We start from the raw sequence: 26,750 nt of genomic DNA on the forward strand, positions 1-26,750 counted from the left end.
TTTCTTTTAGTTCAAAATGGCAAGTTACAAGAATAAAAAATTACATATTGTGATAAAAAAAAAAAAAAGTTCAAAAAACAATAAAAATACTTGACTAAATAAAATATATATTTTAGAATTAAGGTAAGGAAAAAGAAAGGGGTTTCATTAAGATGAAGAAAAATCGTGGTGTTCATGCGTTGCTAGCATTTTTGTTATTAGGGAGCATTGTTTTAAACAATTCTGTTACTTGCAGACAGTCGATTCCCCTAAAATGTTTAAATCATAGATATGAAGTACAGGTGAGAACACAGAATAATTCTGGAGGGCTTGATGTGGGGAAAGCAGACTAGGTTGCAAAGTGACATATTGCAGTAGATTATTAGTGACAGTCTAAACAGTTTGTTTGATGTCAGTTTCTCAATTTTATTTTTTTATAGTGAGGTTTCTATGGAAAATTTAATGAGATATTTAGTTGATAACTCAGATTTTTTTGAAGATTCTTTTGAAAAACTAGAGGAATCTGATATGTTCATAATTGATGACATTCCATCTGATTATGAAGTTATAGTAAGTAAAGATAAAGTTTGGTGTTATTATCAAAATAAGCAAGATGATGTGCCAATACAAGGTTGGAAACTCCATGTTAGTTCAAAAAAAGAGGATGCTTCTCAGGTTTTAGAGGATGTTGCTAAAATATTATTTGATTTAAAAATCTCGTTTAAACATATATATACAAAACCTCAGTTTATAGCAATGCATTCGAAAAACGCTGATAGAAGAACTTCAGGGAAGTTCATTACAATTTATCCTCCGGATAAATTTTTGGAATTGGTACTTGAAAGATTATATGAGAAACTAAAAAAATATAACCAGGCTACATATATATTAACAGACAGGAGATATTTGGATTCTAATATCTATTTTCGGTATGGTGCATTTCAAGAGATGTTATCTAATGGAGTTCTATGTCTTTTTGATAATTCAGGAAATCTGATTCCAGATAAAAGAGAACCATTTTTCAGTATACCTAATTTTGTAGATGTTCCGGATTGTTTGAAATCTAGCGTTAATGTGATATCTTGCGATGAAGATAGTAATGGTCTAGATAACTATGAGATTACAGAGTCGCTTAAATATACAACTTCTGGAGGTATCTATTTAGCAAAAAATATTTCTGATGGCAGAAGAGTAGTAATAAAGGAGGCAAGGGCAAACGTAGGGTTTGATGCCGACGATAAATCAGCAATTACTCGCTTACGTCAAGAATATAACGTATTAAATAAATTAAGAGAAAATGATGCGGTTGTAAATGTTATTGAATACTTTAAAGTATGGGAAAATGAATACCTAGTTGAAGAGTTTGTTGACGGAATGACATTAGCAAATTGGCTTGCGAAAAATTATCCTTTTGTAATTTCGAGTGACGATGATGTCAATGAATATCTGGTAAAGTTGAAGACTATTATTGATCAAATAGAAGAAATTATGGAAGATATTCACTCCAAAGGAATAGGTATGTCCGATTTACAGCCTAATAATATTATGGTTGACATACATTTAGTCTGTAAAGTAATCGATTTTGAGACAGCGGGTGATTTATATGAGGAATATACTGGATTAGCCACTAAGGGATTTTCTGGGTATAAATTTGATAGAAAAAGCAATGATGAGTCTGCTTTGTTAAATTTAGTAAAGTATTTATTGCTTCCAATTTCTTCTGTATCGGATTTAGATAAAAAACTAGTACCTATTCAAGAAAACTATATATTTTACCGATTTGGACGAGAGAAAATAATTGAAAAATTTCCAAAATACTTTAATAATGATACTATAAAGGAGCCTAAAGTATGTAATGATTTATTACATATTAAACAAGGGTTAATAAAGGGATTGAAAGAAAATGTTATTTTAACTAATTTATTCTCGTATGGTGATTTAAATTCATACTTAACTGTCGGTGGGACTATAAATTATTTAAATGGTGCATTTGGTATGATTTATGCCTTATATAGAGCCGGAGAGGATCTTTCAAGCTATAAAATTTGGATTGCAAATCAAAAAGAGCGTTTCAAAGAATGTGATTTTGGACTATTATCTGGGCAATTGGGAATAATAAATGTACTGTATATTATTGGAGAAGTGGAGTTGGCTGACGAACTGCTGGAATTTTATTGTTCGAAATTTAGTTTACAGCATTTCACAAATATATCAGTTAGATCCGGCTTATCAGGGGTAATTCTAGGTCTATTAAGTTTAGTATACTTGGGAGTTGCTGAAGACAATCATAAAATACTATCTATGGTAGAAGACATTATCAAGAAAATAGAGAGTGACTTTGATTTCGATTATGAAAAAAAAGATTTTTTGGATGGGCTATCTGGCTATATTTTTGCCTTACTAGTATATTATAAATTAACAAGTAAAGAAGAAATCTATGATTTAGCAGTATCTCATCTGGACAAAGTTCATGGGTGTATTAATATTTCAGAAAAAAGTAGTGTTGTTCAACTTGTAACAAGTGACGGAAGATTGATGCCGTATTTGGGAAATGGAATCATCGGTGTCTCACTTGTTTGGTATTATATGAAATATAAGCTAAATAAAAATTACATTCAGTATTTTGATGAATTGAGCAATAATAGAAGCTTAGGATTGTTTTATGATTCTGGGTTGCTTACAGGAGCTTTTAGTCAAGTTATATTAGAATCTATTCTGGGTTCGGATGATTTGAGCAATCCTCACTTAATGCGGTTATTGAATTTATATTTGATAAAAAACGATAGTCAATTATTTTTACCTGGACAATTATCAATGCGCCGCTCATGTGATGTGCAGTCGGGAAATGCAGGTGCAATTTTGTCTATTCAATCTTTGTTATCAAAGGATCCCTTGCTATGGTTGCCACTAAAGATAGCTTAGGATACTAATATGTAAATACTTTTTATATTAGAATTTTAGAATTTATAATATTTTTAGGATTTACTAGAAAGGAGATACAACCATGGAAACTAAAACAAATTCAATGGATAAGGTTTTGGGTTTACAGACTCTTCCATCTACACAGGTTGAAGCAGCCGCTGTAGCTACCACGGTTACCATTACAATTATTACTAGCGCTTGGTCAACAGTGAGTAATCATTGTAAAAAATGGTAGTTTAGTTGATTGACAAAGGAGGTCTGGGATGATAATTGTGGCTAGTTATCCTGGACTTTCTGTTTTATTGGAGAACTTTCGATGACAGTTATAAAAAAGTTATATGTTTTCATACACGAAGAGTATAAAAAATTTGTTTTATACGCTATTTGCTTGTTCATAGCATTTTCATTGGAAATGGCATTTCCTGTATTAACAGGTGAGTTTATGAATAATTTAGTTTCTAAAAAATCGAATTCTCTAAATTTTGTATTGCTAAGTATTGCAATAGTTGGTCTAGCAAATCAATCAATATCTCCAATTGTAAAATATTTAGGTTTAATTTTTTCTGAATTAATTAATCAAAAAAAAAGGTTTCAGTTCATTAAGATACTCAGAAACATTTCTTATAAAGACTTATCAAAAATTTCAGCAGGTTCAATCACTCAGCGATTTAATTTGGATTTGACACAAGTATCGTCGTTTTTGTTGAATAATTTATTTACCACTATATTTAAATTTTTTCAAACAGTAATCATTATAATATACATATATGTATCGGATGTTTCTTTAGGCTTTTTGACCGTTGCTGCACTTCTAATATACTCTATTGTTTACTATATATTTAAAAGCAAAGTTTATTTGATGGGAGATAGAGTTAAAGAATCAACTTCAAACTTTTATGGAGATTTTTATTCTCAAGTTGCTAACTTAGACTACATAGTTCACCAAGGCTATTATGAAGTAGAGAACGAACGATTTGTAAAGGGATTCAATAATTATTTTTCGATCTTAAAAAGATTCATGAATATTACAAATTTACAGAGTTTTCTTCAAGGAGTGATTGCATTAATATTAAATGTAATTATGTTTAGAGTAGTTGCTTTGCATATTTTTAGTGGTACAATGGATATTGGCAAAGTGACTATTCTTATGTCGTATTTTTCTTTAGTTCTTGGTAATACAGAGTACTTTTTTGATTTTGGTAACTCCTATCAATTGACAAAAGCCTCAATAGAAAATATTTCTTTGTTACTAGGCATTGAACAATCTTTAGATGGAACAGATGCATTTGAAGAGGAAATTCATGAAATTTATGGAAACTTAACTTATGCTTACGATGAAATTTTATATGAAGATTTTTTTATTCACTTTGAAAGAGGTAAAAGTTATTCAATAGTTGGACAGAATGGTTCAGGAAAAAGTACATTATATAAACTTCTATCTGGGATAATACATTGTAGTAAAAATATGATTTACTATAATGGTAAATCTTTAAGCCTAATTGATAGTGTAAATTTAAGACAAAAAAAATATTTCTTTGTTACGCAAAGGCCGTATCTGATGGATTTATCTATAAAGAATTATTTTAAGGAATATTTCGATATTAGTGAAAAAGACTTTTTGGAAAATATTTTGTCTAAAAATATGTTATTAAACCATGATATTTCTTCTTTTCTAGATAGTAAGTGGGATATACCACAAGACAATTTATCCGGCGGTGATTTACAGACAGCAGCAATAATTGCTAGTTTTATATCTGGAAAAGATGTTCTGGTCTATGATGAACCTACTTCAAATTTAGATAGTATTAGAAAGGATTGGTTTCTAAATTCCATAAAGTTTTTGAAGAAAAGAAGTATTGTTATGCTAATATCTCATGATGATGAGGTGATTAAAAGCTGTGATCAAATAATTCAAATTAAGGAGGTAAATAAAAATGCTTGAGAATCTATTAAAGGAAATTAATCCATTCTATTCTGAACCAATTATAAATCATATAATATTATCAGTTAGTATCATTGTTGCAGGTATGTTTCTATTGAGTTATGTTATAAAAAAAATCAATTCAAGTTTAAAAATAAATTTTAGAAACGTTGAATATGTAATTAGTGAGTACAGTTTGAAATACTTAATTGTAATTTCTGGAGTAGTATTATATACCTTCCTATCTTTAGAGGTTCTTAGTAATATTTTGGTCAAGTCTACCTATTACCTGGGGAGAATTTGTTTAATCCTAATTTCGCTTTTGTCGTTATGGTATATCTTAAAAAATAATAGACTTTTAAATAAAGAGTGAATTTAATTTTTAAAATGTGTAATTTTATCCCTATATTTCTGGCTCTATAATTTCTGCAATAGGTACTCCCAGCGCAGAGATAATAGAGCTTTTTGAGTATACAAATTGAATGTACAAAGTAACCGCCCAATATACTTTGTTATTAAGCGTTTACATTGTGATTGGCCAAAGAGGGATAAATTTTTTCAATCAATTACCTAGTCTGAATAAGCGACTTGTTGTGTTTAATAGAGAAAGTACCTCCTCTTAGCATTGTCAGAACGGTGCATCCAATGCGACGAATGACAACATGTTTGATTGGTGGGTATGAGGACGCTTGGAAGATGAAAAGAGCCTGAAAATATAAATACCAGTCAAAAAACTGGTATTTTTGCTTATAAACGCTTACAATAAATATATTCTACTCTTCGAAAATCAAAATTATCCGTTGTCAACTCGCCTTGATGAACTCCAGTTCTATCTTCGGCTTCGTTTCCTAGACTACTTTTGATTTTCATTGAGTAATAAATGCAAGGGAGATGTTTTATGACAACCTTTATTGGAAAACCAGTGACCTTGGTAGGTCCGCAGTTACGAGTGGGAGATACGGCTCCTGACTTTGTCCTCATGGCCAATGACCTGAGTTTGAAAAGTCTGAAAGACTTTGGCAAGCAGACCAAGGTTATCAGTGTTGTGCCTTCTATTGATACAGGGATTTGCGATACCCAGACCCGTCGCTTCAATCAAGAACTGGCTGACCGTGACAATACAGTTGTCATCACTATCTCAGCAGACCTGCCGTTTGCCCAAAAACGCTGGTGTGGGGCCGCAGGTTTGGAAGATGCAGTGACCCTGTCTGATTACTACGATCATGCCTTTGGAAAATCCTACGGTGTGCTCATGCGAGAGTGGAATTTGCTGGCACGTGCGGTCTTTGTCCTCAATGCCGACAACCAAATCACCTATGTAGAATACTTGGACAATGTCAACGAACATCCAGACTATGCTGCGGCTTTGGAGGCTGTCAAATAAAAGAATATAACGGTGTCTGAACGGGCATCGTTTTTTGCGTTCAAAAAGCCACCATTTTCGAGGTGGCCTATTTTCGCTTGTATGTTTGTAGGACTTTAGCAGTTGCTAATCGGATAAAGGTCAGATAGAAACCTGTCACACCAGCCATTTCCAGCAGGAGTTTCTGTAATTGTTCCCTGATAGATATGGTAGATAGAGTATTTGTGCCGACTAGTAGAGGATAGTCTTCTTGGAAGGTAAATTGGAACTGATGTGCCAATAGAAGCAGCATGAACAGGATGAGAGCATAGATAGCAACTTGGAGGAGAAGAGCAAGTAAGGTCAGGCTAGTGGCATATTGACCAGGGGATAGTCCGTTGATAAAGAGGAGACCACGATGTTTAGAAAGGTCAGTCATGAGGAGCCAGACTATCAAAGAGCAGATGACAAGGGGGATGATATAGATACTGGTAGGAAGAAGTTGCAAGAAGGTCATATAAAAGTCCTTGGGAGCAGTAGAGTAGTGAAAAGTAAGAGCTTGCTCTAGAACGTTTTTATTGACTGTGATACGTTCTGCCAGTTCGCTGTTCGTAAAATGGTTGATATTATGCCCCTTTGCCTCCCAGTTTTGCAAGGTCTGGTAGAGCTCTAACTCCGTTTCCAAGACCTCCTGACTTTTTCCTTGGATATGTTCCTTTTCTAAGTAGGTGGTCGTCAGTTCCAAGAGTTTTTTATAATAATCCATGCTTTCCTGGTCTAAGGCTTGGGCTTCCTTATCGTCAGCATACAAGAAGGTTTCAGCTTCTTTTTTGACTTGTATGATACGGGTTCGGTCCTCAAAGCGCAAGTTTTCGGCCTCTAGAACATTCCGATAGGACAGAGCAAGCGGGATAAGAGCCACAGCAGTCATGAGGGCTAGAAAAATAGCATTGCGTTTCAGTCGTAGAATGAAAAGGGACAATAGATTCATGGTCAAGCCTCCCTATTCAAATAGTTCTTTATAGATTTCTTCGGACTGGTGCTCCTGAATGCTAATATCTAGAATTTCCACCTGACACGCCATGACTTGGTCTAGGTAGAAATGCAGACTGTGAACACTGGTGTCTAGCTGAATGCTATCATTGGCCAAAGTCAGTCCCTTCATTTGCCCAAGTTTCTGATACACTGTCTGATTGTCACTAGTCTGAATGGCATATTGTCGCCCAACCTGTTCCAGTTTCCACTCAATGATTTTTCCCTGTTTAAGAAAGAGCAGTTGGTCGGTTAGTTGGTCCACCTCGTTTAATTGGTGGGAAGACACGATAATGGTTGAACCATTTTTGGCTAGTTTCTGGAGCAATTTTCTGGTCTGGATGTAGCTGGTCGGGTCCAAGCCGTTCAAGGGTTCATCCAAGAGCATGACCTGGGGCTTGTTCATAATACCGATTGCCAGCAGGAGATGTTGTTTCATCCCCAGTGAATAATTTTTGACAGGAATGTTCACGTAATCACGGATGCCGATTTCTTGGATGACTTCCTCAATCCGCTCTTTGGGTAACCCTTGGATAGTTTGGACCAATCGCAAGTGTTCCAGTCCAGTCAATTCAGGGTAGAGGACACGGTTGTCCTGCAGGTAGGAAAAGGTTTGGTAGACATTTGGATTATCGTGCTTCTTGCCGTTTATAGAAATCTCTCCCGAATCAAAGGTTTGCAGGTTGGCAATGCAGTCTAGGAGGGTTGTCTTTCCAGAACCGTTTGGTCCAATCAAGGCCCAGATTCCAGGTTCCACCAGTTCTAGGTTTAGCTGGTCTAGTATTTTCTTTTTTCCGTAGGATTTGCACAAATTGTGAATGGATAATCGCATGGTTAGACCTCACTTTTTCTTGTCAGGAGATAGAATTGCAGGATATAGATGAGCAGGTTACTGATGAGAAGAACCGTAAAGACTTTTGGAATGCTGTATCCTGTTAATTGTTGGTAGATGATAGCACTTCCGTCCGCCAGATTGCCTGCGTTCCAAAGGCTGAATGGATTGAAGATATGGGGAAAGAAGTTGGCAGAGATGAGAAGTCCCAGTGTGACAACCAGTCCAGCCAGTCCATTTTTTAAGACTCTAGCCAAGGTCTGTGCCACTCCCAGCAAAAATAGCAGGTAGAGATAGTGCATGCCACAGGCCAGCAAGATGACCTGGTAAATAGGTTTGATAGCTGTTTGGATTAGACTGAAATCAATTCCCTTACTGCTATAGGTGGTGACGGGATAAATCCAGCTACTATTGCCATTTAGCAAAAAAGCGATGAGCAAATGGCTCAGATAGAGGGTTAGAAAGAGGGCAGTATAGAGTGTTAGGAAGGCTAGGTATTTATTGGTTGTAATTCGGATTCTAGTCAGCCCTAGGGTCTGTAAAAGGCGAATCTGCCGGCTAGTTCCCTGCTGGTCTTTGATGAAAAAATTGGTGAAAGTTAAGAGAAAGAGAGGAAGGGTGATGACCAGGCCTAGCTGTTTTTGACCCTGCCAGATTTCATGACTGGTTCCCTTTAAGGCCTGCTGGCCCAGGCTCTTGACGATTTCTCTATCTGTTGGTGTTTGGGGATTCTCAAAGGCTGTTAGGTAAAGCTCAGTTGGAAAGGCTGAGGGTATCTCCTTTTCAAGCAGATACTTGGACATCAAGAAGGTATTTTCGATGGTTTGTGGGGTAAAATCATAGCTTTGGTAGGAAAGGCTGATGTATTGACCATCCTTCTGATAGTGCTGGATATTTTTCTCATAAAAATAGGTCCAGTCCTCCTTCTTGACCGCCTCAATCTCCTTTTGGTAGTTGGCAATATAGTCTATAAAGAAGTCCTTTTCAGCCTGATAATCTTCTTGGCTGAGGGCTTGATTCTGATACTGTGTTTCTAAATCTTGTATGATATTTTCAAATTTTTGAATGTATTGTTCATGGTTCTGGATGACCTTTAATTTGGCCTGGCGATTGTGGTAGCCAGCTAGAAAGGAAGTAGACAGGATAGTCATCAGCATGACCAAGATAGCGAACAAGTTTTTCTTGCTACGGAAAAATAGCTTTCCTTCAATTTGAAACATAGATACCTCCAGGGGAGAAATGGTGAAGGGATAGATGAATAAATGTGTTATTATCTATAATTATAATGTTAACATAAATATAAATCAAGAGATTGCACAAACAACTTGAATATCTTTGTCTAATTTGATATACTAAATCCATCAAAAACAAGGAGGGTCTTTTATGGAAAAGACACAGATTATTCAAGACGTTTTGGCCCTCATTCAAGACTTGAATCGGGCCTTCCAAGCAGATAAGCGGGGGACAGCTGATGAACAGCGATTGCAACATAATCTGATAGAGACGACACGCATATTGTCGGAGGCTGAGTCTGTCACCAATACAGAACTGATTGCGATTGAGAAATTCTACCGTTCGACCAGTTTTTTGGTTGGACTAGGCGACCTGCGATTGAGTGAAACCAGCAGGCAGGCTTGGCGGTCCTTTGATCGCTATTACTACCAAACCATCAGAGAAGAACTCAAACTCTATGGCGGCTCTGCTATTGCCCAAGTGTAATAGATGTTAAGGGAGTGGGACAAAAATCGGTAACCCGCAGGGTTCGATGAGTCGTTAGCCCACCCCCGCACAGTTGAGTAGGGCTGTAAAAGCTGATAAAATCAGCTAATTAGAGCCCACTCAACCACTGCATCAAGTTTAACTATTGAAAAAAACTAAGGAGGCCAGGACTTTTGTCCCAGCCTCTTTATGTTATAATATTACTAAGAAAAGCGAGGTGTACCATGTCCTATATCCAAGTAATCAATTTGTCAAAATACTACCAAATGGGGGATGCAACCATTGTGGCCAATGACAGCGTGTCCTTTGAGATTGAACAGGGGGAGCTGGTCATCATTTTGGGTTCGTCTGGTGCAGGCAAATCCACCCTTCTCAACATTTTAGGAGGCATGGATAGCAATGATGAGGGGGAAGTTTGGATTGACGGTGTGGATATCTCCAAGCTGTCCAGTCATGAACTGACCAACTATCGTAGAGATGATGTAGGCTTTGTCTTTCAATTTTATAACTTGGTTGCCAATCTGACCGCTAAGGAAAATGTGGAACTGGCAGCAGAAATCGTCAAGGATGCCTTGGATGCCGAGGAGGTCTTGGAAGAGGTCGGACTTGGCCATCGTATCAATAATTTCCCTGCTCAGCTTTCAGGTGGTGAGCAGCAACGGGTGGCCATTGCCCGTGCGGTTGCCAAAAAGCCTAAAATTTTGCTTTGCGATGAACCAACTGGCGCTCTGGACTACCAAACAGGTAAGCAGGTCTTGCAAATCCTGCAAAATATGTCCCGCACACAAGGGGCAACGGTAATTATCGTGACCCACAATAGCTCTCTGGCTCCTATTGCAGATAGGGTCATTCGGATGCGGGATGCCCGTGTGCATTCAGTTGAGCTGAATGCAGAACCGCAGGATATTGCTAGTCTAGAATATTAGTGGGTGATATGATGAAAAAGAAAATCTACTGGAAGGATATGAGGCAATCTCTGCTTTCTTCCAAGGGGCGTTTTTTGTCCATCTTTAGCCTGATGATGCTAGGAGCTCTAGCTTTGACAGGTCTGAAAGTAACAGCTCCCAATATGGAAAAAACTGCCCAATCCTTTGTTGCCGACCATAGGACAATGGATTTGGCTGTCATTTCAGGTCTGGGAATCAGTCAGGCTGACCTGGATGAATTGGCATCCATTAAAGGTGTGACAGTAGAGGCTGGCCATTTTAAGGATGTAGTAGACAAGAAAAATCAGACTGCCATTCGGCTATTTTCAGCGCCAAAATCTATTTCCACCTATAAATTATTAGAAGGTAAACTCCCTAGCAAGAAGGACCAGATAGCACTCTCTCCCTCCCTACAAGCAAGTTACAAAATGGGTGACACCTTTCAGGTGACTGAGCCAAATAAGGATGGGACTATTCTGACGCAAACCACCTTTACAGTTGTTGGTTTTGTGGCTTCTGCAGAAATCTGGGACAATGAAACCATGGGACTGGCCACAAGTGGTAATGGACAACTGGCTGGCTATGGGGTGGTGAGCAAGGACAGCTTCCAATCAGAAGCCTACACAATCGCTCGGCTTGCTTATGATGATTTGAAAGACCTGCCCTATTCTAGTCAAGCCTACCAAGACAAACTAGATGACCATCAAGAAGCATTAGAAACCTTATTAGCAAACAACGATGAACAACGGTTGGAAACCATTCAAGCAGAAGGGCAAACGGAGATTGCTAAGGGGGAAGAAGATATTGCTCAGGCTCAATCTCAGCTGGATCAAGCAGCAGAAGACCTGGCGACTGGTCAGGAACAAGTCGCAAGTGGTCGCAGTGAGTTTGCGCGTGGCAGGGCTAAATTGGTTCAGTCAGAGATGGAATTGCGGACTGCCCAGGCCCAGTTGTTGCAAACCAAGTTTCAATTGGAAGAAAGCAAGAAAGAATTGGACAGCCAGAAGGCTAAACTGGACCAAACAAAATCCTTTTTGGACGGAAGTCATACCGAACTGCTTCAAAGGGCGCAACAATTGGAGAGCGCAAAACAAGAACTAGATATGCAGAATACACAACTCAGTCAAACCGCTTCAGAAATATCAACCGGTCGTTCCAATTGGTACCAAGGACAAGAAGCACTCAACCAGCAAATTGAAAGTCAGGTTCAGGCTGGACAGACCTTATCTGACTATCCAGATTTATTGTCTAGGCAGGAAGCCTTGGATACTGAAAAAGCTCGTCTAGACCAACTTGAAGCTGACTATGAGCAAGCTCACCAATCCTATATCAATAACTATGACTACTACCAATCCAAGGTTATAGAATATGAAACTAGTTTAGCTGATTATCAAACCTGGAACCAGGAATACCAAACTGGACTAGCTCAGTACCAAGCTGGTTTTGCTCAATATGAGCAAGGACTTGCGGCCTATCATAAGGGTGTTTCTGATTACGAATGGGGTGTCAGTCAATTGGAATCTTCTGACTTGAAACTTCGTCAAGAGGAACTCCGCTTGGAGCAGGCTGATGAAGAACTGTCCCAGGCTCAAAGTCAATTGACAGAAAAACAGGCAGAAGCCAATCAAGAAATAGGTCAAGCCAAAACAGAGCTTGCCCAGGCCAAGTCCGACCTGAGCAAGTTGGAAAAATCTCCCTATCAGATTTACACCAGGTCCAGCCTACCAGGTGGGGATGGCTACACGACCTATAGCAATGCGACCAAGTCCATCGCGGCCGTAGGCAATGTTTTCCCGGTAGTTCTCTACTTAGTCGCTGCTCTAGTCACCTTTACCACCATGGCTCGTTTTGTCGATGAAGAGCGGACCCAGTCAGGCATTTTCAAGGCCCTTGGCTATACCAATAGGCAAATCATGGCCAAATTCATTTTGTATGGACTAGCAGCTGGCCTAGTTGGTACTCTTGTCGGCATTCTTGCTGGAAATCTTGTCCTATCACCTATCATTTCGAGCATTATCACGCAGACGACGGTCATCGGGTCTGCCCAGCTTCATTTTTATCCACTTTGGACAGGTCTGGCCCTCTTGCTTTCTCTGATTTCATCCGTCCTCCCTGCCTATCTGGTAGCTCGGAGAGAATTGACAGAGAAGCCTGCCCAGCTCCTCCTTCCAAAACCTCCCGCTGCTGGCTCCAGTATTTGGCTGGAAAAATGGTCAGCCATCTGGTCCCGCTTGAGCTTTACCCACAAGGTGACTGCCCGCAATATCTTCCGCTACAAGCTCCGCATGCTCATGACCATCTTTGGTGTGGCAGGGACAGTCGCCCTCCTCTTTGGCGGTCTAGGCATTCGTTCCTCTATCTCAGGGGTTGTTCAACGGCAGTTTGGGGAGCTGATCCATTATGATATGTTGGTAGTGGAAAATAGCAGAGCAGAGGAGCAGGACTTAGACAAATTAACAGACTTTCTCCAGTCAAATCAAGTTGGTCAATCCTTGCCAGTGGCTTTTGAACAACTCCGTCAAACAGTGGAGACAAATGGGCAAAGAAAGAATGTATCAATCAGCCTCTTTATTTCAGACCGTCAGGATCTAGGAAATCTAGTCAGTCTTGAAACGTCATCTGGTCAGCCTATTCAACTGAGTGGCAGGGGTATTGTCCTCACGGAAAAACTCGCAGCTATCTACGATGTGACAGTCGGAGACAAGCTATCGCTGACCTTGGAGGATAAGGAAGTTCAGGTCAGGGTTGCTGCTGTGGCGGATATGTATGCAGGACACTTTATCTATATGACTAGAGGCTATTATGAGCAAGTGACGGGCAAGCAAAAGACTGCAAATGCCTATCTGGTGCAGTTAAAAAATGACCAGACCAGCCATGTTCAAACGATTTCTAGCCAGTTATTAGCCATGCCAGCAGTCAGAAGTCTGGTGCAAAATACCTCCCTCATGTCCATGCTGACCACTATTGCAGGCTCACTACAGACCATTATGACTATCTTGGTGGTCCTGTCTATCCTGCTCGGTCTGGTTATCCTCTACAACCTGACCATTATCAATATGTCAGAACGGATTCGAGAACTTTCGACCATAAAAGTTCTGGGCTTTCATAATAAGGAAGTGACCCTCTATATTTATCGGGAAACTATTGTCCTTTCCTTGATTGGTATGGGGGTTGGACTGATTGGAGGAATCTACCTTCACAAGATTCTTCTTGCCATGATTGGTTCGGATAGCATTCGTTTCAATCCAGCAGTCGGTCTGGAAGTTTATGCCATTCCAGTGATAGCTATTGTTGGTATTTTGGCAGCCCTTGGCATCTATGTCAACCATCATCTAAGAAAGGTGGATATGCTAGAAGCACTCAAGTCTAACGAATAGAAAGGACAAAATGAAAAATAATACACTATTTACACTATTGAACACTATATTGATGATACTGTATTATGTATCCTATGTTTTAGTCCTTTTTGCTTTTTTAGAGTGGGAAGGGAGAATGATAGCGTTTATCACGATAGTATTATTTGGAATTCCCTTGATTGCATTTTTTCTACCCTTTGTTGGAGGGGTGATGTTTTCTACAAAAAAATGGATTATCCTCTGCCTTTCTTATTTATCAGCTTGTCCAGCAGTTTATTTTCTCCAAGTTGCTCTGGCAGACGGTCTTCCTCTGAGAGGGCGAACGGATTTTACTGGAGATACCCACGCCTTGCCTCTTTACATTACCTATCATGTCATCGGGTCAATTATTCTCTTTTTAGTAGTGGCGACGATTTCATTTCTTTTCAATGCAGCACGACTGTGGCATGAAAGACGAGAAAATTCTATCAAAGAGTAGGAAATTTCCTGCTCTTTTTTCATTCCCAATACTCTCGGATACCAAAACAGATAAAGCATGCTATAATAGAGTCATGAAAAAAAATAAATTATTACTCATTGATGGCTCTTCGGTAGCCTTCCGTGCCTTCTTTGCACTTTATAACCAAATTGACCGATTCAAGAATGCCAACGGTCTGCATACCAACGCCATTTACGGCTTCAACCTCATGCTGGACCACATGATGAAGCGGATTGAGCCGACCCACATCCTGGTGGCTTTTGACGCCGGCAAGACCACCTTCCGTACCGAGATGTACGCCGATTACAAGGCAGGCCGTGCCAAGACCCCCGACGAGTTCCGCGAGCAGTTTCCTTTCATCCGTCAGATGCTGGATGCTATGGGGGTCAAGCACTATGAGCTAGCTCAGTACGAGGCAGACGATATTATTGGTACCTTGGACAAAATGGCAGAGCGGACAGACATTCCTTTCGATGTGACCATTGTCAGCGGTGACAAGGACTTGATCCAGCTGACTGATGAGAACACCGTAGTCGAGATTTCCAAGAAAGGCGTTGCAGAATTCGAAGAATTCACCCCAGCCTACCTCATGGAAAAAATGGGTATCACTCCTGCTCAGTTTATCGACCTCAAGGCTCTCATGGGGGATAAGTCCGATAACATCCCTGGAGTGACCAAGATTGGTGAGAAAACAGGTCTCAAACTCCTGATGGAACACGGGTCACTAGACGGCATTTACGAAAACATCGACAGCATGAAGGCATCCAAGATGAAGGAAAACCTGATTGCGGATAAGGAACAGGCCTTTCTCTCTCGAACCCTTGCCACCATTGACACCAATGCCCCTATTGAAATCGGTCTGGATGACCTGATTTATGAAGGTCCCAAGGTAGAAGAACTGGGTCAATTCTACGATGACATGGGCTTCAAGCAGTTGCGGGCTCAGTTGGGAACTAGCGCTGAGGAAGAAGTTTCTGCAGTCGAGTTTCAAACAGTCACCGAATTGACTGAGGATATGCTGCGCGCGGATCAATTTTTCTATTTTGAAATCTTGGGCGAAAACTACCACCGAGAAGACTTGGTGGGACTGGCCTGGGGAGATAAGGAGCAGATTTATGTTGGAGGACCAGAACTCCTCGATAACCCAATTTTACGCCAGTTCTTGGAAAAACAGACTATCAAGACCTATGACTTCAAGCGTGGAAAAGTCCTCTTAGCCCGCCAGGGTTTGGACTTGCCATTGGCTAGCTTTGACAGCCGTCTGGCAAAGTACCTCCTGTCAACAGTCGAAGACAATGCCATCACCACTATTGCCAACCTTTATGGTCAAACTCGTTTAGTTCCCGACGAAGTAGTCTATGGCAAGGGGGCAAAATTGGCTCTGCCTGCCCGAGAAGATTTCTTCCCTCATCTTGCCAATAAACTACAAGTCCTTATTGAAACCGAAGCAGTCATGCTCGAAAAACTGGAAGAAAACCAGCAAATTTCCCTTCTTTTTGACATGGAATTGCCTCTGGCAAATGTCCTAGCCAAGATGGAAATCACAGGAATCAAGGTTCAAAAAGAAACCTTGCAGACCATGCAGGCTGAAAATGAAGTCTTGATTGAACAGCTAACCAAGGAAATCTATGAGTTGGCAGGTCAGGAGTTTAATATCAATTCGCCGAAACAACTGGGAACTATTCTTTTTGAAGACATGGGCTTGCCTTTGGAATACACCAAGAAAACCAAGACAGGCTACTCAACTGCAGTGGATGTTCTAGAACGCTTGGCCCCAATTGCCCCAGTTGTTTCCAAGATTTTGGACTACCGTCAGATTACCAAGCTCCAGTCAACTTATGTGATCGGCTTGCAGGATGCGATTTTGGAAGACGGCAAGATTCATACCCGTTATGTTCAGGATTTGACTCAGACAGGTCGTCTGTCTTCTACAGATCCGAACCTGCAAAATATCCCAGTCCGTCTGGAACAAGGTCGCCTGATTCGCAAGGCCTTTGTCCCATCGCTTGAGGACAGTGTTCTCTTGGCATCGGATTATTCACAGATTGAATTGCGGGTCTTGGCCCATATTTCTAAGGATGAGCATTTGATTGAAGCCTTTCAGAAAGGTGTAGACATCCATACCTCTACAGCCATGCGGGTCTTTGGTATTGAAAAAGCAGAAGATGTGACAGCAAATGACCGCCGCAATGCCAAGGCAGTCAACTTTGGAGTGGTTTACGGGATTTCAGACTTTGGCTTGTCCAATAACTTGTGCATTAGCCGTAAGGAAGCCAAGGACTACATTGACACCTACTTTGAACGTTTCCCAGGTATTAAGAACTACATGGAAACCATTGTTCGTGAGGCGCGTGATAAGGGCTATGTAGAAACTATTTACAAACGCCGCCGTGAATTGCCAGAAATCAATTCCCGTAATTTCAATATCCGTAATTTTGCGGAACGGACAGCCATCAACTCTCCTATTCAGGGTTCGGCCGCAGATATTCTCAAAGTGGCTATGATTAACTTGGACAAGGCCATTGAAGAAGCTGGCTTATCTACTCGCATGCTCTTGCAGGTACACGATGAGATAGTTCTGGAAGTACCAAAAGCAGAATTGGAAACGGTAAAAAAATTAGTAAAAGAAACAATGGAATCAGCCATTTCCCTGTCTGTCCCATTGATTGCGGATGAAAATGCAGGTGAGACTTGGTATGAAGCCAAATAGGAAGAGAGCTACACGGATACCTGTAAAGGCAGAAAACGTGTTGAAAGGTGAGGAGCAGAGGCTAGCCACTTGGCTATTTTACATATGTAACTTTTCTAATTTTCTTTTCTGCTTTTTCGCCTTTACTCCTTTGAGTAAAATCAACACTTTTTTAGTTTTTGCTTTACCCCATCTCTATTTTTCAATTAGACTTTTCTTATACAAACTATGGTATCGTATGGGCTATCATCCCTTACCAGAGCGGCGATATCAAAGAGGACCAAAAGGTGGAATTCACTTGCCTGTATTTACAAAAAATACAGAGGAATATAAACAGATTCGCCAGCAACAGTCGCTAAAATATCAAATAATGTACAATACCTATAAGATTATTTATCGAACATGTTACTTCTCCTTTTTGTTTGTGTTTCTCTCCTTCTTGGTTTATATAGGAGAAGAAGGTTTTCCAGTCTCCTCTCAGGAAAATACCTTGTACCAATTATCTGGAGGAATTGAAGAAATAGTACCATTCTTAATGGGTGTCCTAGCTTTACTAACGTTTTTACTAGTAGGGCTACTCTATGAAGCGGGAAAAGTACTATGGCAAAGTCATTTTTACCAGCGGTATCCTGTCAAAGTTTTGCTATTTGAACGGGATGAACCAATTTTATCGGTGAAAAATAGAGAAGAATTTGCTATATTTTAATTAAAAGATAAAGGATGAAATAATGAAGAAGACACTAATCATGCTAGGACTGGCTTCCTGTTTTTTGGTAGGCTGTGGAGAAAAGACAGAAAATAAGGGCACCAATCCTTCTGGAGATGATTTTTCTACAACATTGCCGATTTTAAAAGAAAAGCAAGACACGATCAATGAATCGATGAACGTTCTTGCTAATGCACCTGTGGTGGTTGTTAATGCCAACCCACCAGCAGATGAGACACAAAAAGGCCACAAAATCCACGCGGCTAACAATGGTGTTGCAGAAAAGGATGAGGCAGGCAATATCAAGGAAAATTTTCGTTATTATGATGTGCCGACCAACTGGACTATCAATACAGAGAACACGGAAGATGAGACGGTAGCTGCAGTCTACGATGTTAAAGTTGATTCTAGCAATTTTATGGTTCAGCTTTATAACATCAATGCCTTCAATAAATCACCCCTTGAAGAAGGTCGCAATATGACCCCCGAGGAATTGGAAGCTCGCATGGCTGAAACCAATCACTCTTTCATTGAAAAAACGATTGTTACCATAAATGGTCAAGAATGGCAGGTCGGTCGTCAATTGATGACAGATAGAAAAATGGGACGCATTACCTTCTATCGCATGGAATCAACAGGTGCTTATGATGATTCTGTTGTAGTAGGATCGGTCTATTATTCTCTGGATCCAGGATTAGATAAGGATCGGACTAACCTTAAGCAGACCATCGGTCAGCTCAAGGATGTTCTCTACAATATTTCTAAAAAATAAATCTAATTAGAAAGAGGAGCAAATGATAGACTGGTTGAAGACAAGAAGCTATGGGGAGCAGTTTTGGTTAGGGTTTACTTGTGTCCTACTAAGTATGTTTTTAGCTTGGCTGACCAAAATCAATTATTTGGCAAACCTCGGCTGTGCCTCTTATGCTTTATTGATATTAGCTTTTCCAAAAATACCTAACCGGAAACGGTTGACAGATAAAGAAGAAAAGACCGTCCGCTTGGTTGCCATCCTTGCACTTGTTTTATTTCTAGTTGTCTTTCGATTTGAACTATCCTAATGGAGGAACCTATGACTTATTCATTTCAAAATCCCAGTCAAGAACAAATTTTTACTTACCTGAAGAATGCCAAGACCATTGCAGTCGTTGGCTTATCTAGCCGTGAAGAAACAGCAGCCTATCGGGTGTCCAAGCTCATGCAAGAAGCAGGCTACAAAATCATTCCAGTCAACCCAAGAGCAGCAGGTGAGACCATCCTCGGAGAAAAGGTTTATGCTAGCCTTTTGGACATTGACCAGCCGATTGATATTGTCAATGTTTTCCGTCGCTCTGAGTTTTTGGCAGATGTGGCGCGTGAGTTTGTCCAGACAGAAGCCAAGGTTTTCTGGTCTCAGCTTGGATTGGAAAGCCAAGAAGCAGAAGAAATATTGCGTCAGGCTGGTCGCAATGACCTTGTCATGAACAAGTGTATCAAGATTGAATACTTAGATATGCAGGAAGCTTCATGATCGGATAGTCGAGGTGGTATTGATGAAATTGCTTGCCAAATATCTTATGTATTTGAGCCTATCTGCTATCATGTTGGTCATACTACTAGCCTGTTCTAGCCAGACCTCATCAGTAGATAGGAGTTCAACAAGTTCGAGCAGTTCTACCAAAACCAGTTCCTCAAGCAGCACTTCAACGAACAAGCAGGTAGAGACGACTGGCTCATCATCCACGGTTTCAAGTACAAGTAGTAGCCCTAGCTCAAGCCTGGCTGATGAGAGTTCCAGTCAAACCCAGACTAGTCAGTCAGAGGAGAATAGCCAGGTTCTTGTTCCTAGCCAACCAGCGCTACATCCCAATTACCAAGCTATCTTGAATACCTACAGCAAGTGGATAAACGTTTTGAGAAGCGGCGGAACCTTTGACGATCCGACTGTGGAAGAAGGCTATTTAAAGAATATAAATCCCCAGGCTTCATTTTACTATGCCCTCTATGATATTGATGGAAATGGTCAGGCAGAACTCTTGCTTGCGACTGGTGGGGAGCACATGTTTGTATTTTCCATCTGGGGAAATGAAGCCTATCCAACCCGCTTGGTTTCATCAGAAAATGTACGGGTATATGTAGATATTTTCGAGAATGGCTTAATCAGCAGTTTCTTCTTGGATGGCTATCGACCAGACAGTGAAGGCAGTATTTATAGAATTGCTGGGGATGGCAGTCAGGTCTATACCGTTGGCACTTTTCGCTTACACACCCAAACGGGTCTAGTTACTTCTGATGGACCAGAACTTTTGCCAGACAGAAGTAGCGCCATTCAAGATAGTTTGAATTGGCAATTGTTTCAATAAATAAAATAGGCACCCAGAATGTTCTGGGGCCTTTTCTTAACGTTTTCTTAAACCATTTTTAAAATAGCCATAATTGGAGATTTTTTACTTGCCTTTCCAAGTTTTAGCATGCTATAATTGGAAATCACTATTTGAAAATTAATTGAAAACGTATGTTTTTAAAATTAGAAATGAGGAAATCATGAAGAAAAAACTAACAGCAGCCTTGATTGCCCTACTTGCCTTGGCGGCAGCAGCCTATAATGGCTTCTTGCTCTTTTTCCAAAAGGATACAGCAACAGAAACCACTACCAGCCAGCTGGCAAGTAGTACTAGTCAAGTTAGCTCAAGTAGTCAAGCGACAGGAACTGGTGAATCCAGCTCTGCAACTGCATCCAGTCAATCAACAGGCTTGACAGACGGTACCTATACAGGTGCGGTAACATCGACCAATCGAGGAGACTACCAGGTTCAGTTAACCGTTTCAGGTGGAAGTATCAGCGATATTAGCATCTTGCAATATCCAAATGATAACCCACAATCTCAAGAAATCAATGACGGTGCCCTACCAACCTATGTTGCAGAAGCTATCTCTAATCAATCAGCCCAAGTCAACCAAATTTCGGGTGCAACAGAAGCCTATAAAGGCTTTACAGGTTCCTTGCAAGATGCCCTTAACCAAGCCTCATGATACAGATTATCAGCCGAACAGTTGAAGCCATGACCCTGCCCTTTACTATTAGCCTGGCAACGACCCAAACCCGTCAACTAGAAGATGAGTTGGAAGGACTGAGTTCGACAATACTGAGCGAGCTAGAGCGTTTGGAGGAAAAATTTTCAGCCTTTCGCTCGACATCGATGGTCTGTCGGTTTCAAAATGGGGATAAAAGCGTCTTACTAGACAATGAATTCCAAGCAGTTTTTGCCTTGGCAGAGATGGCCTATCAAGAAACAGATGGCGCATTTGATCCCTACTACAAGGGGGTCTATGATCCGATAGGTCTGGTCAAGGGTTGGGTGATTGAAGAGCTTTTTAAAACAACATTGCTTCCCTATCTTCAACACCCAGATGTTGAAGTAGTCTGCCTAAATGGTGGTGGAGATATGCAGTTTGCGACCAAGGAAGCAAGTGCTTTTGTCTGGAAAATCGGTATTGAAAATCCTGAAAACCTCCAGGAAATGCTGGCCGTCTTTACAGCCAAGAATGGAGCCATCGCCACATCTGGTTATAGCAAACGAGGGCAACATATTCAATCCAAGAATGACCTCCAACAGATAACCTTTATGGACACTAGTCTAACAAGAGCCGATGTATGGGCTACAGCTGGATTAAGCATGCCAGAAAACAAATTGGTCCAAGCCATCGCTCACCACCAACTCAGTGGTTTGTATATCAAACCGCAACAGCTACAATTTTTTCAAAAAGGAGAATTTATTTCGTGATTAAGAAAAATAACTATGCTTTAGGATTGGCCTGGATGGTTGCCCTATTCATCCTACCATTTCCATTTATCTATACCTTCGTGACGGGAATGCCTGCGGGCTACGGTCAAATGAAGGTTAGTATCGCTTTAGGGATTGTGGCATACGTATGGATGCTCCTAGCGATTTATATTGGAACCAAGCCCAAGTGGTTGGATCGATTGATTGGCTTGCCAGCAGCCTATATGATTCATGGAATTCTCAGCCTGGTGGCCATCTATTTTTCATTTATGCATAAGAATCTCCTGCCATCTTATGGCTTGATTGAGCAGACAGGGGATATTGCTTTTCTCATCTTCCTATCCTTAGCCATTTATTCAATGGTGTTTATGGCAGGTTGGTTGACATCGAGAATTCGTTTCCTAGCGATCTTGAAGCGCAAACTGGAGACAACATTCAAACATGAAGTGTCTGTTTGGCTCCATCGTTTGAACCTTTTGGCGACCTTCTTAATCTTTATCCATGTTCAGTTGATTGAGTATATTCGGGCAAATACTGGCTTTATGGTCGTTTTTTACCTAGCGTCTGGTTTTGTTTTTCTATCGTATTTATGGGCCAAGTTCAAGCCAAATGCAAAGGGGTATGCAGCTAAATTAGTCGAAAATCGTGAAATTGCTGACAATATTTATGAATTGCACATTCAATTACCTAAAGGTAAGTCGGCTAAGCTGAGAGCAGGAGATTTTGTCTTCATTTCCTTCCCGGGTGTCAAGGGCTTGTCAGAGCCTCATCCCTTCTCCCTTGTCAATGCTCCTGACCGAAATGACCAGATTACCTTGGCCATTCGTGGAGATGGTGATTTTACCCGCACCCTACAAACAGTGTCAGCTCCAGCCCGTGTCCGAGTGGATGGTGGCTATGGAATGTTCCAAACGGTCGTAGAGGACCAGCAACCAAAGAACATTATCATGATTTCAGGTGGTATCGGTATTACGCCCTTACTTTCGCTCATTGATCAATTCCCAGAAATTGATACCACGGTCTTTCACGGTGCCACAACTGAGGCAGCCTTGATTTACGAAGAAAAATTCACATCTTGGGAAGCAGAAAGGGATAATTTTAGAGCTATCCGCAAAATCGGTGCCTTTGAAGAAGCAGAAGTCTTGTCTGCACTGCCACATGACTTTGATGCATTGACAGTCTTGGTGTCAGGACCTCCGGCAATGGCCCGTCACTGGATCAAGACCTTGGCCAAAAACGGAGTACCAAAGACGCATATTTTCTATGAAGAATTTGGATGGTAATGCTTCTAGCTGACTGATGCTAAACCTCTTCCACCTACCCTGTTAAAGTTGGTTTCTATTGAAACTGACTTTTTTTATGGACAAAAAAAGCCCAGCGTTTGACGTTGGACCCTGTGGTGACTGAAGAAGAGGAATGTTAGAATTGGAATAAGCTACTACACATGGCGTAAAAAATAGAAAGGAAGAAACCTATTTCAATTCTAAAGATGTAAGAATATACATTTACCATTCCTCAGTTGATAGTATAACATAAAACTATATAGAATTTCAATTATTAACTATTATTTTATTTTAAATATCGACACAAATTGAAAAAAGGTCGATTTTATGCATTTTTTGAATAAAAGAAAAGAAGCTGATTTCAGTCAACTTCTTCACTAGTATTCATAAAATATTTTTTTATAGAAAAAGAATAGTAAACTCTTTCCACATATAGATGAATATTATACGAAAATAGATTATGTTATCGTTGGATTATTCATAAACGTAGTTCATTTTTTTAGCTTGATCGTCTAAAATTCCCTCATGGAAGTAAGACTGTGCTAGGTAGTGGTAGGGCAAAACATACAGACCGGCTAGACCAAAGGTGATGATGCTCAGCACATACCAACCGACAAAGGACAAATCCAAGGTGAAGCGTTTGAACTTATAGCCTTTCATCAATTTTCGGCTGCTCTTGATAATCGAATAGGCACCGGTATATTCCTCACGCTCTAATTGCTCAAATAAGATAAATTCTACCTGAGAGTAGGCATAGATTTGTGGAATATAAATAGCAAATCCAATGATGGTGAGGAAAAGACCGACAATCAGGAAACTCCCTAGTAGGGCTAGAATATCCTGAGGAATAAGGTTTGGGTCGGTTAGACCTGTTGAAACGACTATGCTGGCTGAAACAATGGTAGCTCCAATCACTAGACCAATCCCAAAATAGAAGAGAAACCCCCAAAGAAAGATAAGGAAACTCTTTAAGATATAGGTCCTAATGATCTTTCCAAAATCCTTGTGGTAAAAGATACTGACGCAGTCCTTATATGACACTGCTTGCTTGGTATTTTTTGCGACTTGAAACAAGGTCCAAATGACCGATAACTGAAGCAAGCCTAGTAATAAACCATAGAATAAAGGAAACAAGGAGGTAGAAATAAGGTAACCTGGACTAAGGATTTCCTCAGGTGTCAGGCCTGCAAGACTATTGCGAGAAGCAGAAAATAATTGAACGATAACAGATATGGCGACGGGAATTGCTGCTACTTGATAAATGCCTGTTGTATCATTTAAAGTATGCCTCGCCTTTTCCCGAATCTCAGAAACTGTAAACATCTACATAACCTCCTTGCTGAATATTGTAACATAATTCTAAGTGACAAGAAAGTATTTTTTTGATAGACTGGAAAGTGCTGTGGAAATTGGCGAACTTTATGGAAGTTTGACTGATTGACCATACAAGATTAAATTCCTAGGACTGTTTTTCCTAGTTGGAGGTAAGCATGACAGATGTACCAATCAAGTACCGCTTGATTAAGAAAGAAAAGCACACAGGTGCTCGTTTAGGGGAGATTATCACACCCCACGGGACCTTCCCAACCCCTATGTTTATGCCCGTAGGAACTCAGGCAACGGTTAAAACCATGTCACCTGAGGAGTTGAAAGAAATGGGCTCAGGCATTATCTTATCAAATACCTATCATCTTTGGCTCCGCCCAGGCGATGAATTGATTGCCCAGGCAGGTGGTCTGCACAAGTTCATGAACTGGGACCAGCCAATCCTGACAGACTCAGGTGGTTTCCAGGTTTATTCCCTGGCAGACAGCCGCAATATCTCTGAAGAAGGGGTGACCTTCAAAAACCACCTCAACGGCAGCAAGATGTTCCTATCGCCTGAGAAGGCTATTTCTATTCAAAACAATTTGGGTTCAGACATCATGATGAGTTTTGATGAGTGTCCGCAGTTCTATCAGCCTTATGATTATGTGAAAAAATCCATCGAACGTACTAGCCGTTGGGCAGAGCGTGGACTTAAGGCCCACCGTCGTCCGCATGACCAAGGATTATTTGGTATCGTGCAAGGTGCAGGCTTTGAAGACCTTCGTCGCCAATCAGCCCATGATTTGGTCAGCATGGATTTCCCAGGTTATTCAATCGGTGGTCTAGCTGTTGGTGAAACCCATGACGAAATGAATGCCGTACTGGACTTCACAACCCCGCTTCTGCCTGAGAACAAGCCTCGTTATTTGATGGGAGTGGGAGCACCAGACAGTTTGATTGATGCTGTCATCCGTGGTGTCGATATGTTTGACTGTGTTTTGCCAACCCGTATCGCACGTAACGGTACCTGCATGACCAGCCAAGGTCGTTTGGTAGTGAAAAATGCCCAGTTTGCAGAAGACTTTACACCGCTTGATCCAAACTGTGATTGCTACACATGTAAAAACTACACTCGTGCCTATCTCCGTCACTTGCTCAAGGCAGATGAAACCTTTGGTATCCGTTTGACCAGCTACCACAACCTCTTCTTCCTAATCAACCTGATGAAAAATGTCCGTCAGGCCATCATGGATGATAACCTGCTAGAGTTCCGTCAAGACTTTATGGAACGGTACGGTTATGGGAAAAACGGTCGAAATTTCTAAACAAAATACAAAAGTTCTTTCGGCGTCTTGGTAAAGACTTCGAAGCCGTTTTTAGTCACATAGCCACAGTCTTCAATGCGTACACCGACTTTTCCAGGAATATAGATACCAGGCTCAACAGAGAAGCACATGCCTTCTTCGATAACCAAGTCATTTCCTTCCATAATAGATGGGAACTCGTGGACACTCATGCCCAAACCATGTCCAAGACGGTGGTTGAAGTAGTCACCATAACCAGCCTTTTCAATGACTGAACGAGCAGCGTAGTCAATCTCGCCAGCCGTCACACCCGGCTTGATCATATTGACCGCAGCCATGTGGGCTTCAAGTGTCAAGTTATAAATATCTTTTTTAAACTGGTCAGGTTGACCGACAGCTACTGTCCGTGTCATATCAGAGGTATAGCCGAGGGTTTCGACACCTAGGTCGAACAATAGCAGAGCGTTATTTTCGATTTTATTTGTCGATGGAATACCGTGTGGGTTTGCAGCATTGTTACCTGTCAAGACCATGGTATCAAAACTCATCTTTGAAATGCCCTGTTTTTTCATCTCAAATTCAATCTGAGCAATGATGTCTGTTTCCGTCACATCGAGGGAAATATTGTTAAAACCAACCTGCATGGCCTTGTCCGCAAACTCACCAGCCACCAACATTTTTTCAATCTCATCACGGGACTTGATCAATTTCATGGTATTGATAAGCGGAGTAATGTCCGTAAAGGCTTGATTGAAAATGGACTGCAAACCGTGGTAACGGGTCAGGTTCAAATTGTCAAACTCAGAACCGATGGCAGAGAATGTTTTCTGCGGTAGCTTGCTCTTGATAACCTGCCACGGATTTTCAGAATCCATATAGCCAGCCACAGGGAAGTCAACGGTCGCTACTGCACGCTCCACATCCAAGGCTGGAAGGAAGAGGAGAGGGTCGTGGTCGGGCATGACAAAGAGCATCATGTGGCGTTCATGTGGATCACTGTGGTAGCCAGTCAGGTAGTAGATGCTGACTGGATCTGAAAAGATAGCCAGGTCCAATTTGTTGGTTTCAAGGTAGGATGTTACATGATTGAGTTTTGACATGTGGGCACCTTTCTATTTTTGGGAAATTGTGTTGAAATTTTCGTTTACTATATAGACTATTGTTTCAAAAAATGAAAAAAATTGCAAGT

Annotated in this window: 24 protein-coding genes; 19 read left to right on the forward strand and 5 right to left on the reverse strand. The window is 40.7% G+C overall.

Annotated features, from left to right (window positions below):
- Positions 1-152: 152 nt before the first annotated feature.
- The 5 genes from C1E58_RS12625 to tpx all read left to right on the forward strand — a co-directional run bounded on the left by C1E58_RS12625 (position 153) and on the right by tpx (position 6,206).
- Positions 153-332 (forward strand): PhrA family quorum-sensing system peptide, encoded by a 180-nt coding sequence (locus C1E58_RS12625; RefSeq protein ID WP_419153288.1) that lies wholly within the window; start codon positions 153-155, stop codon positions 330-332.
- Positions 333-429: 97 nt separating this feature from the next.
- Entirely contained in the window at positions 430-2,901 is a 2,472-nt protein-coding gene (gene lanKC / locus C1E58_RS08335; RefSeq protein WP_105124792.1) for a class III lanthionine synthetase LanKC, read from the forward strand.
- 82 nt (positions 2,902-2,983) lie between these two features.
- The gene (locus C1E58_RS12095) at positions 2,984-3,136 is read left to right on the forward strand and encodes a class III lanthipeptide (RefSeq protein WP_161942083.1); all 153 of its coding nucleotides are present in this window, start codon (positions 2,984-2,986) and stop codon (positions 3,134-3,136) included.
- Positions 3,137-3,217: 81 nt separating this feature from the next.
- Positions 3,218-4,843 carry an ABC transporter transmembrane domain-containing protein gene (locus C1E58_RS08340; RefSeq protein WP_105124793.1) on the forward strand — a complete coding sequence of 542 codons (1,626 nt, stop codon included), beginning with the start codon at positions 3,218-3,220 and terminating at the stop codon, positions 4,841-4,843.
- 877 nt (positions 4,844-5,720) lie between these two features.
- On the forward strand, positions 5,721-6,206 hold the full coding sequence (tpx, locus tag C1E58_RS08350; protein WP_105210026.1) for a thiol peroxidase: 486 nt from the start codon (positions 5,721-5,723) through the stop codon (positions 6,204-6,206).
- A 67-nt stretch (positions 6,207-6,273) separates the two neighbouring features.
- Here tpx and C1E58_RS08355 read toward each other — a convergent pair whose 3' ends face one another.
- From C1E58_RS08355 to C1E58_RS08365, 3 genes are read right to left on the reverse strand one after another with little or no spacing between them, the layout of a single operon-like run.
- On the reverse strand, positions 6,274-7,155 hold the full coding sequence (locus C1E58_RS08355) for a hypothetical protein (RefSeq protein WP_105210027.1): 882 nt from the start codon (positions 7,153-7,155) through the stop codon (positions 6,274-6,276).
- Positions 7,156-7,167: 12 nt separating this feature from the next.
- Positions 7,168-8,028, reverse strand: a complete 861-nt coding sequence (locus C1E58_RS08360) for an ABC transporter ATP-binding protein (protein ID WP_105210028.1) — start codon at positions 8,026-8,028, stop codon at positions 7,168-7,170.
- 2 nt (positions 8,029-8,030) lie between these two features.
- The gene (locus C1E58_RS08365) at positions 8,031-9,248 is read right to left on the reverse strand and encodes a hypothetical protein (RefSeq protein ID WP_105210029.1); all 1,218 of its coding nucleotides are present in this window, start codon (positions 9,246-9,248) and stop codon (positions 8,031-8,033) included.
- 163 nt (positions 9,249-9,411) lie between these two features.
- Between C1E58_RS08365 and C1E58_RS08370 the strand changes: the two genes are divergently transcribed.
- The 13 genes from C1E58_RS08370 (at position 9,412) to C1E58_RS08430 (ending at position 22,949) form a co-directional block, all read left to right on the forward strand.
- Positions 9,412-9,747 (forward strand): helicase BlpT, encoded by a 336-nt coding sequence (locus C1E58_RS08370; RefSeq protein ID WP_105210030.1) that lies wholly within the window; start codon positions 9,412-9,414, stop codon positions 9,745-9,747.
- A 224-nt stretch (positions 9,748-9,971) separates the two neighbouring features.
- Positions 9,972-10,673 (forward strand): ABC transporter ATP-binding protein, encoded by a 702-nt coding sequence (locus C1E58_RS08375; protein WP_105210031.1) that lies wholly within the window; start codon positions 9,972-9,974, stop codon positions 10,671-10,673.
- An 11-nt stretch (positions 10,674-10,684) separates the two neighbouring features.
- The gene (locus C1E58_RS08380; RefSeq protein WP_105210058.1) at positions 10,685-14,050 is read left to right on the forward strand and encodes an FtsX-like permease family protein; all 3,366 of its coding nucleotides are present in this window, start codon (positions 10,685-10,687) and stop codon (positions 14,048-14,050) included.
- A 190-nt stretch (positions 14,051-14,240) separates the two neighbouring features.
- On the forward strand, positions 14,241-14,507 hold the full coding sequence (locus C1E58_RS12015) for a hypothetical protein (protein ID WP_153055829.1): 267 nt from the start codon (positions 14,241-14,243) through the stop codon (positions 14,505-14,507).
- Between the two features lie 73 nt (positions 14,508-14,580).
- On the forward strand, positions 14,581-17,217 hold the full coding sequence (gene polA, locus C1E58_RS08390) for a DNA polymerase I (protein WP_105210033.1): 2,637 nt from the start codon (positions 14,581-14,583) through the stop codon (positions 17,215-17,217).
- Entirely contained in the window at positions 17,204-17,902 is a 699-nt protein-coding gene (locus tag C1E58_RS08395) for a hypothetical protein (protein ID WP_105210034.1), read from the forward strand. Before polA ends, C1E58_RS08395 begins: the two co-directional genes overlap by 14 nt.
- Before the next feature lie 22 nt (positions 17,903-17,924).
- Positions 17,925-18,674 carry a glucose-6-phosphate isomerase gene (locus C1E58_RS08400; RefSeq protein WP_105210035.1) on the forward strand — a complete coding sequence of 250 codons (750 nt, stop codon included), beginning with the start codon at positions 17,925-17,927 and terminating at the stop codon, positions 18,672-18,674.
- A gap of 22 nt (positions 18,675-18,696) precedes the next feature.
- The gene (locus tag C1E58_RS08405) at positions 18,697-18,963 is read left to right on the forward strand and encodes a hypothetical protein (RefSeq protein WP_105210036.1); all 267 of its coding nucleotides are present in this window, start codon (positions 18,697-18,699) and stop codon (positions 18,961-18,963) included.
- A gap of 11 nt (positions 18,964-18,974) precedes the next feature.
- Positions 18,975-19,412, forward strand: a complete 438-nt coding sequence (locus C1E58_RS08410; RefSeq protein WP_105210037.1) for a CoA-binding protein — start codon at positions 18,975-18,977, stop codon at positions 19,410-19,412.
- Positions 19,413-19,434: 22 nt separating this feature from the next.
- Positions 19,435-20,244, forward strand: a complete 810-nt coding sequence (locus C1E58_RS08415) for a hypothetical protein (protein ID WP_105210038.1) — start codon at positions 19,435-19,437, stop codon at positions 20,242-20,244.
- Positions 20,245-20,425: 181 nt separating this feature from the next.
- A complete protein-coding gene (locus C1E58_RS08420; RefSeq protein WP_105210039.1) occupies positions 20,426-20,914 on the forward strand; it encodes an FMN-binding protein in 489 nt (162 codons plus the stop codon).
- Positions 20,911-21,666 carry an FAD:protein FMN transferase gene (locus C1E58_RS08425; RefSeq protein WP_105210040.1) on the forward strand — a complete coding sequence of 252 codons (756 nt, stop codon included), beginning with the start codon at positions 20,911-20,913 and terminating at the stop codon, positions 21,664-21,666. Before C1E58_RS08420 ends, C1E58_RS08425 begins: the two co-directional genes overlap by 4 nt.
- Complete coding sequence (locus C1E58_RS08430; RefSeq protein WP_105210041.1) at positions 21,663-22,949, forward strand: FAD-binding oxidoreductase; 1,287 nt, start codon at positions 21,663-21,665, stop codon at positions 22,947-22,949. The genes C1E58_RS08425 and C1E58_RS08430 overlap by 4 nt, the downstream gene beginning before the upstream one ends.
- 474 nt (positions 22,950-23,423) lie before the next feature.
- Here C1E58_RS08430 and C1E58_RS08435 read toward each other — a convergent pair whose 3' ends face one another.
- The gene (locus C1E58_RS08435) at positions 23,424-24,272 is read right to left on the reverse strand and encodes a DUF975 family protein (protein WP_105210042.1); all 849 of its coding nucleotides are present in this window, start codon (positions 24,270-24,272) and stop codon (positions 23,424-23,426) included.
- Positions 24,273-24,439: 167 nt separating this feature from the next.
- Between C1E58_RS08435 and tgt the strand changes: the two genes are divergently transcribed.
- Positions 24,440-25,582 (forward strand): tRNA guanosine(34) transglycosylase Tgt, encoded by a 1,143-nt coding sequence (gene tgt / locus C1E58_RS08440; RefSeq protein ID WP_105210043.1) that lies wholly within the window; start codon positions 24,440-24,442, stop codon positions 25,580-25,582.
- Here tgt and C1E58_RS08445 read toward each other — a convergent pair.
- Positions 25,579-26,661, reverse strand: a complete 1,083-nt coding sequence (locus tag C1E58_RS08445; RefSeq protein ID WP_105210044.1) for a M24 family metallopeptidase — start codon at positions 26,659-26,661, stop codon at positions 25,579-25,581. The genes tgt and C1E58_RS08445 overlap by 4 nt on opposite strands.
- Positions 26,662-26,750: the final 89 nt, after the last annotated feature.

This window comes from Streptococcus suis (genome assembly GCF_002964575.1).
GTDB lineage: Bacteria > Bacillota > Bacilli > Lactobacillales > Streptococcaceae > Streptococcus > Streptococcus suis_R.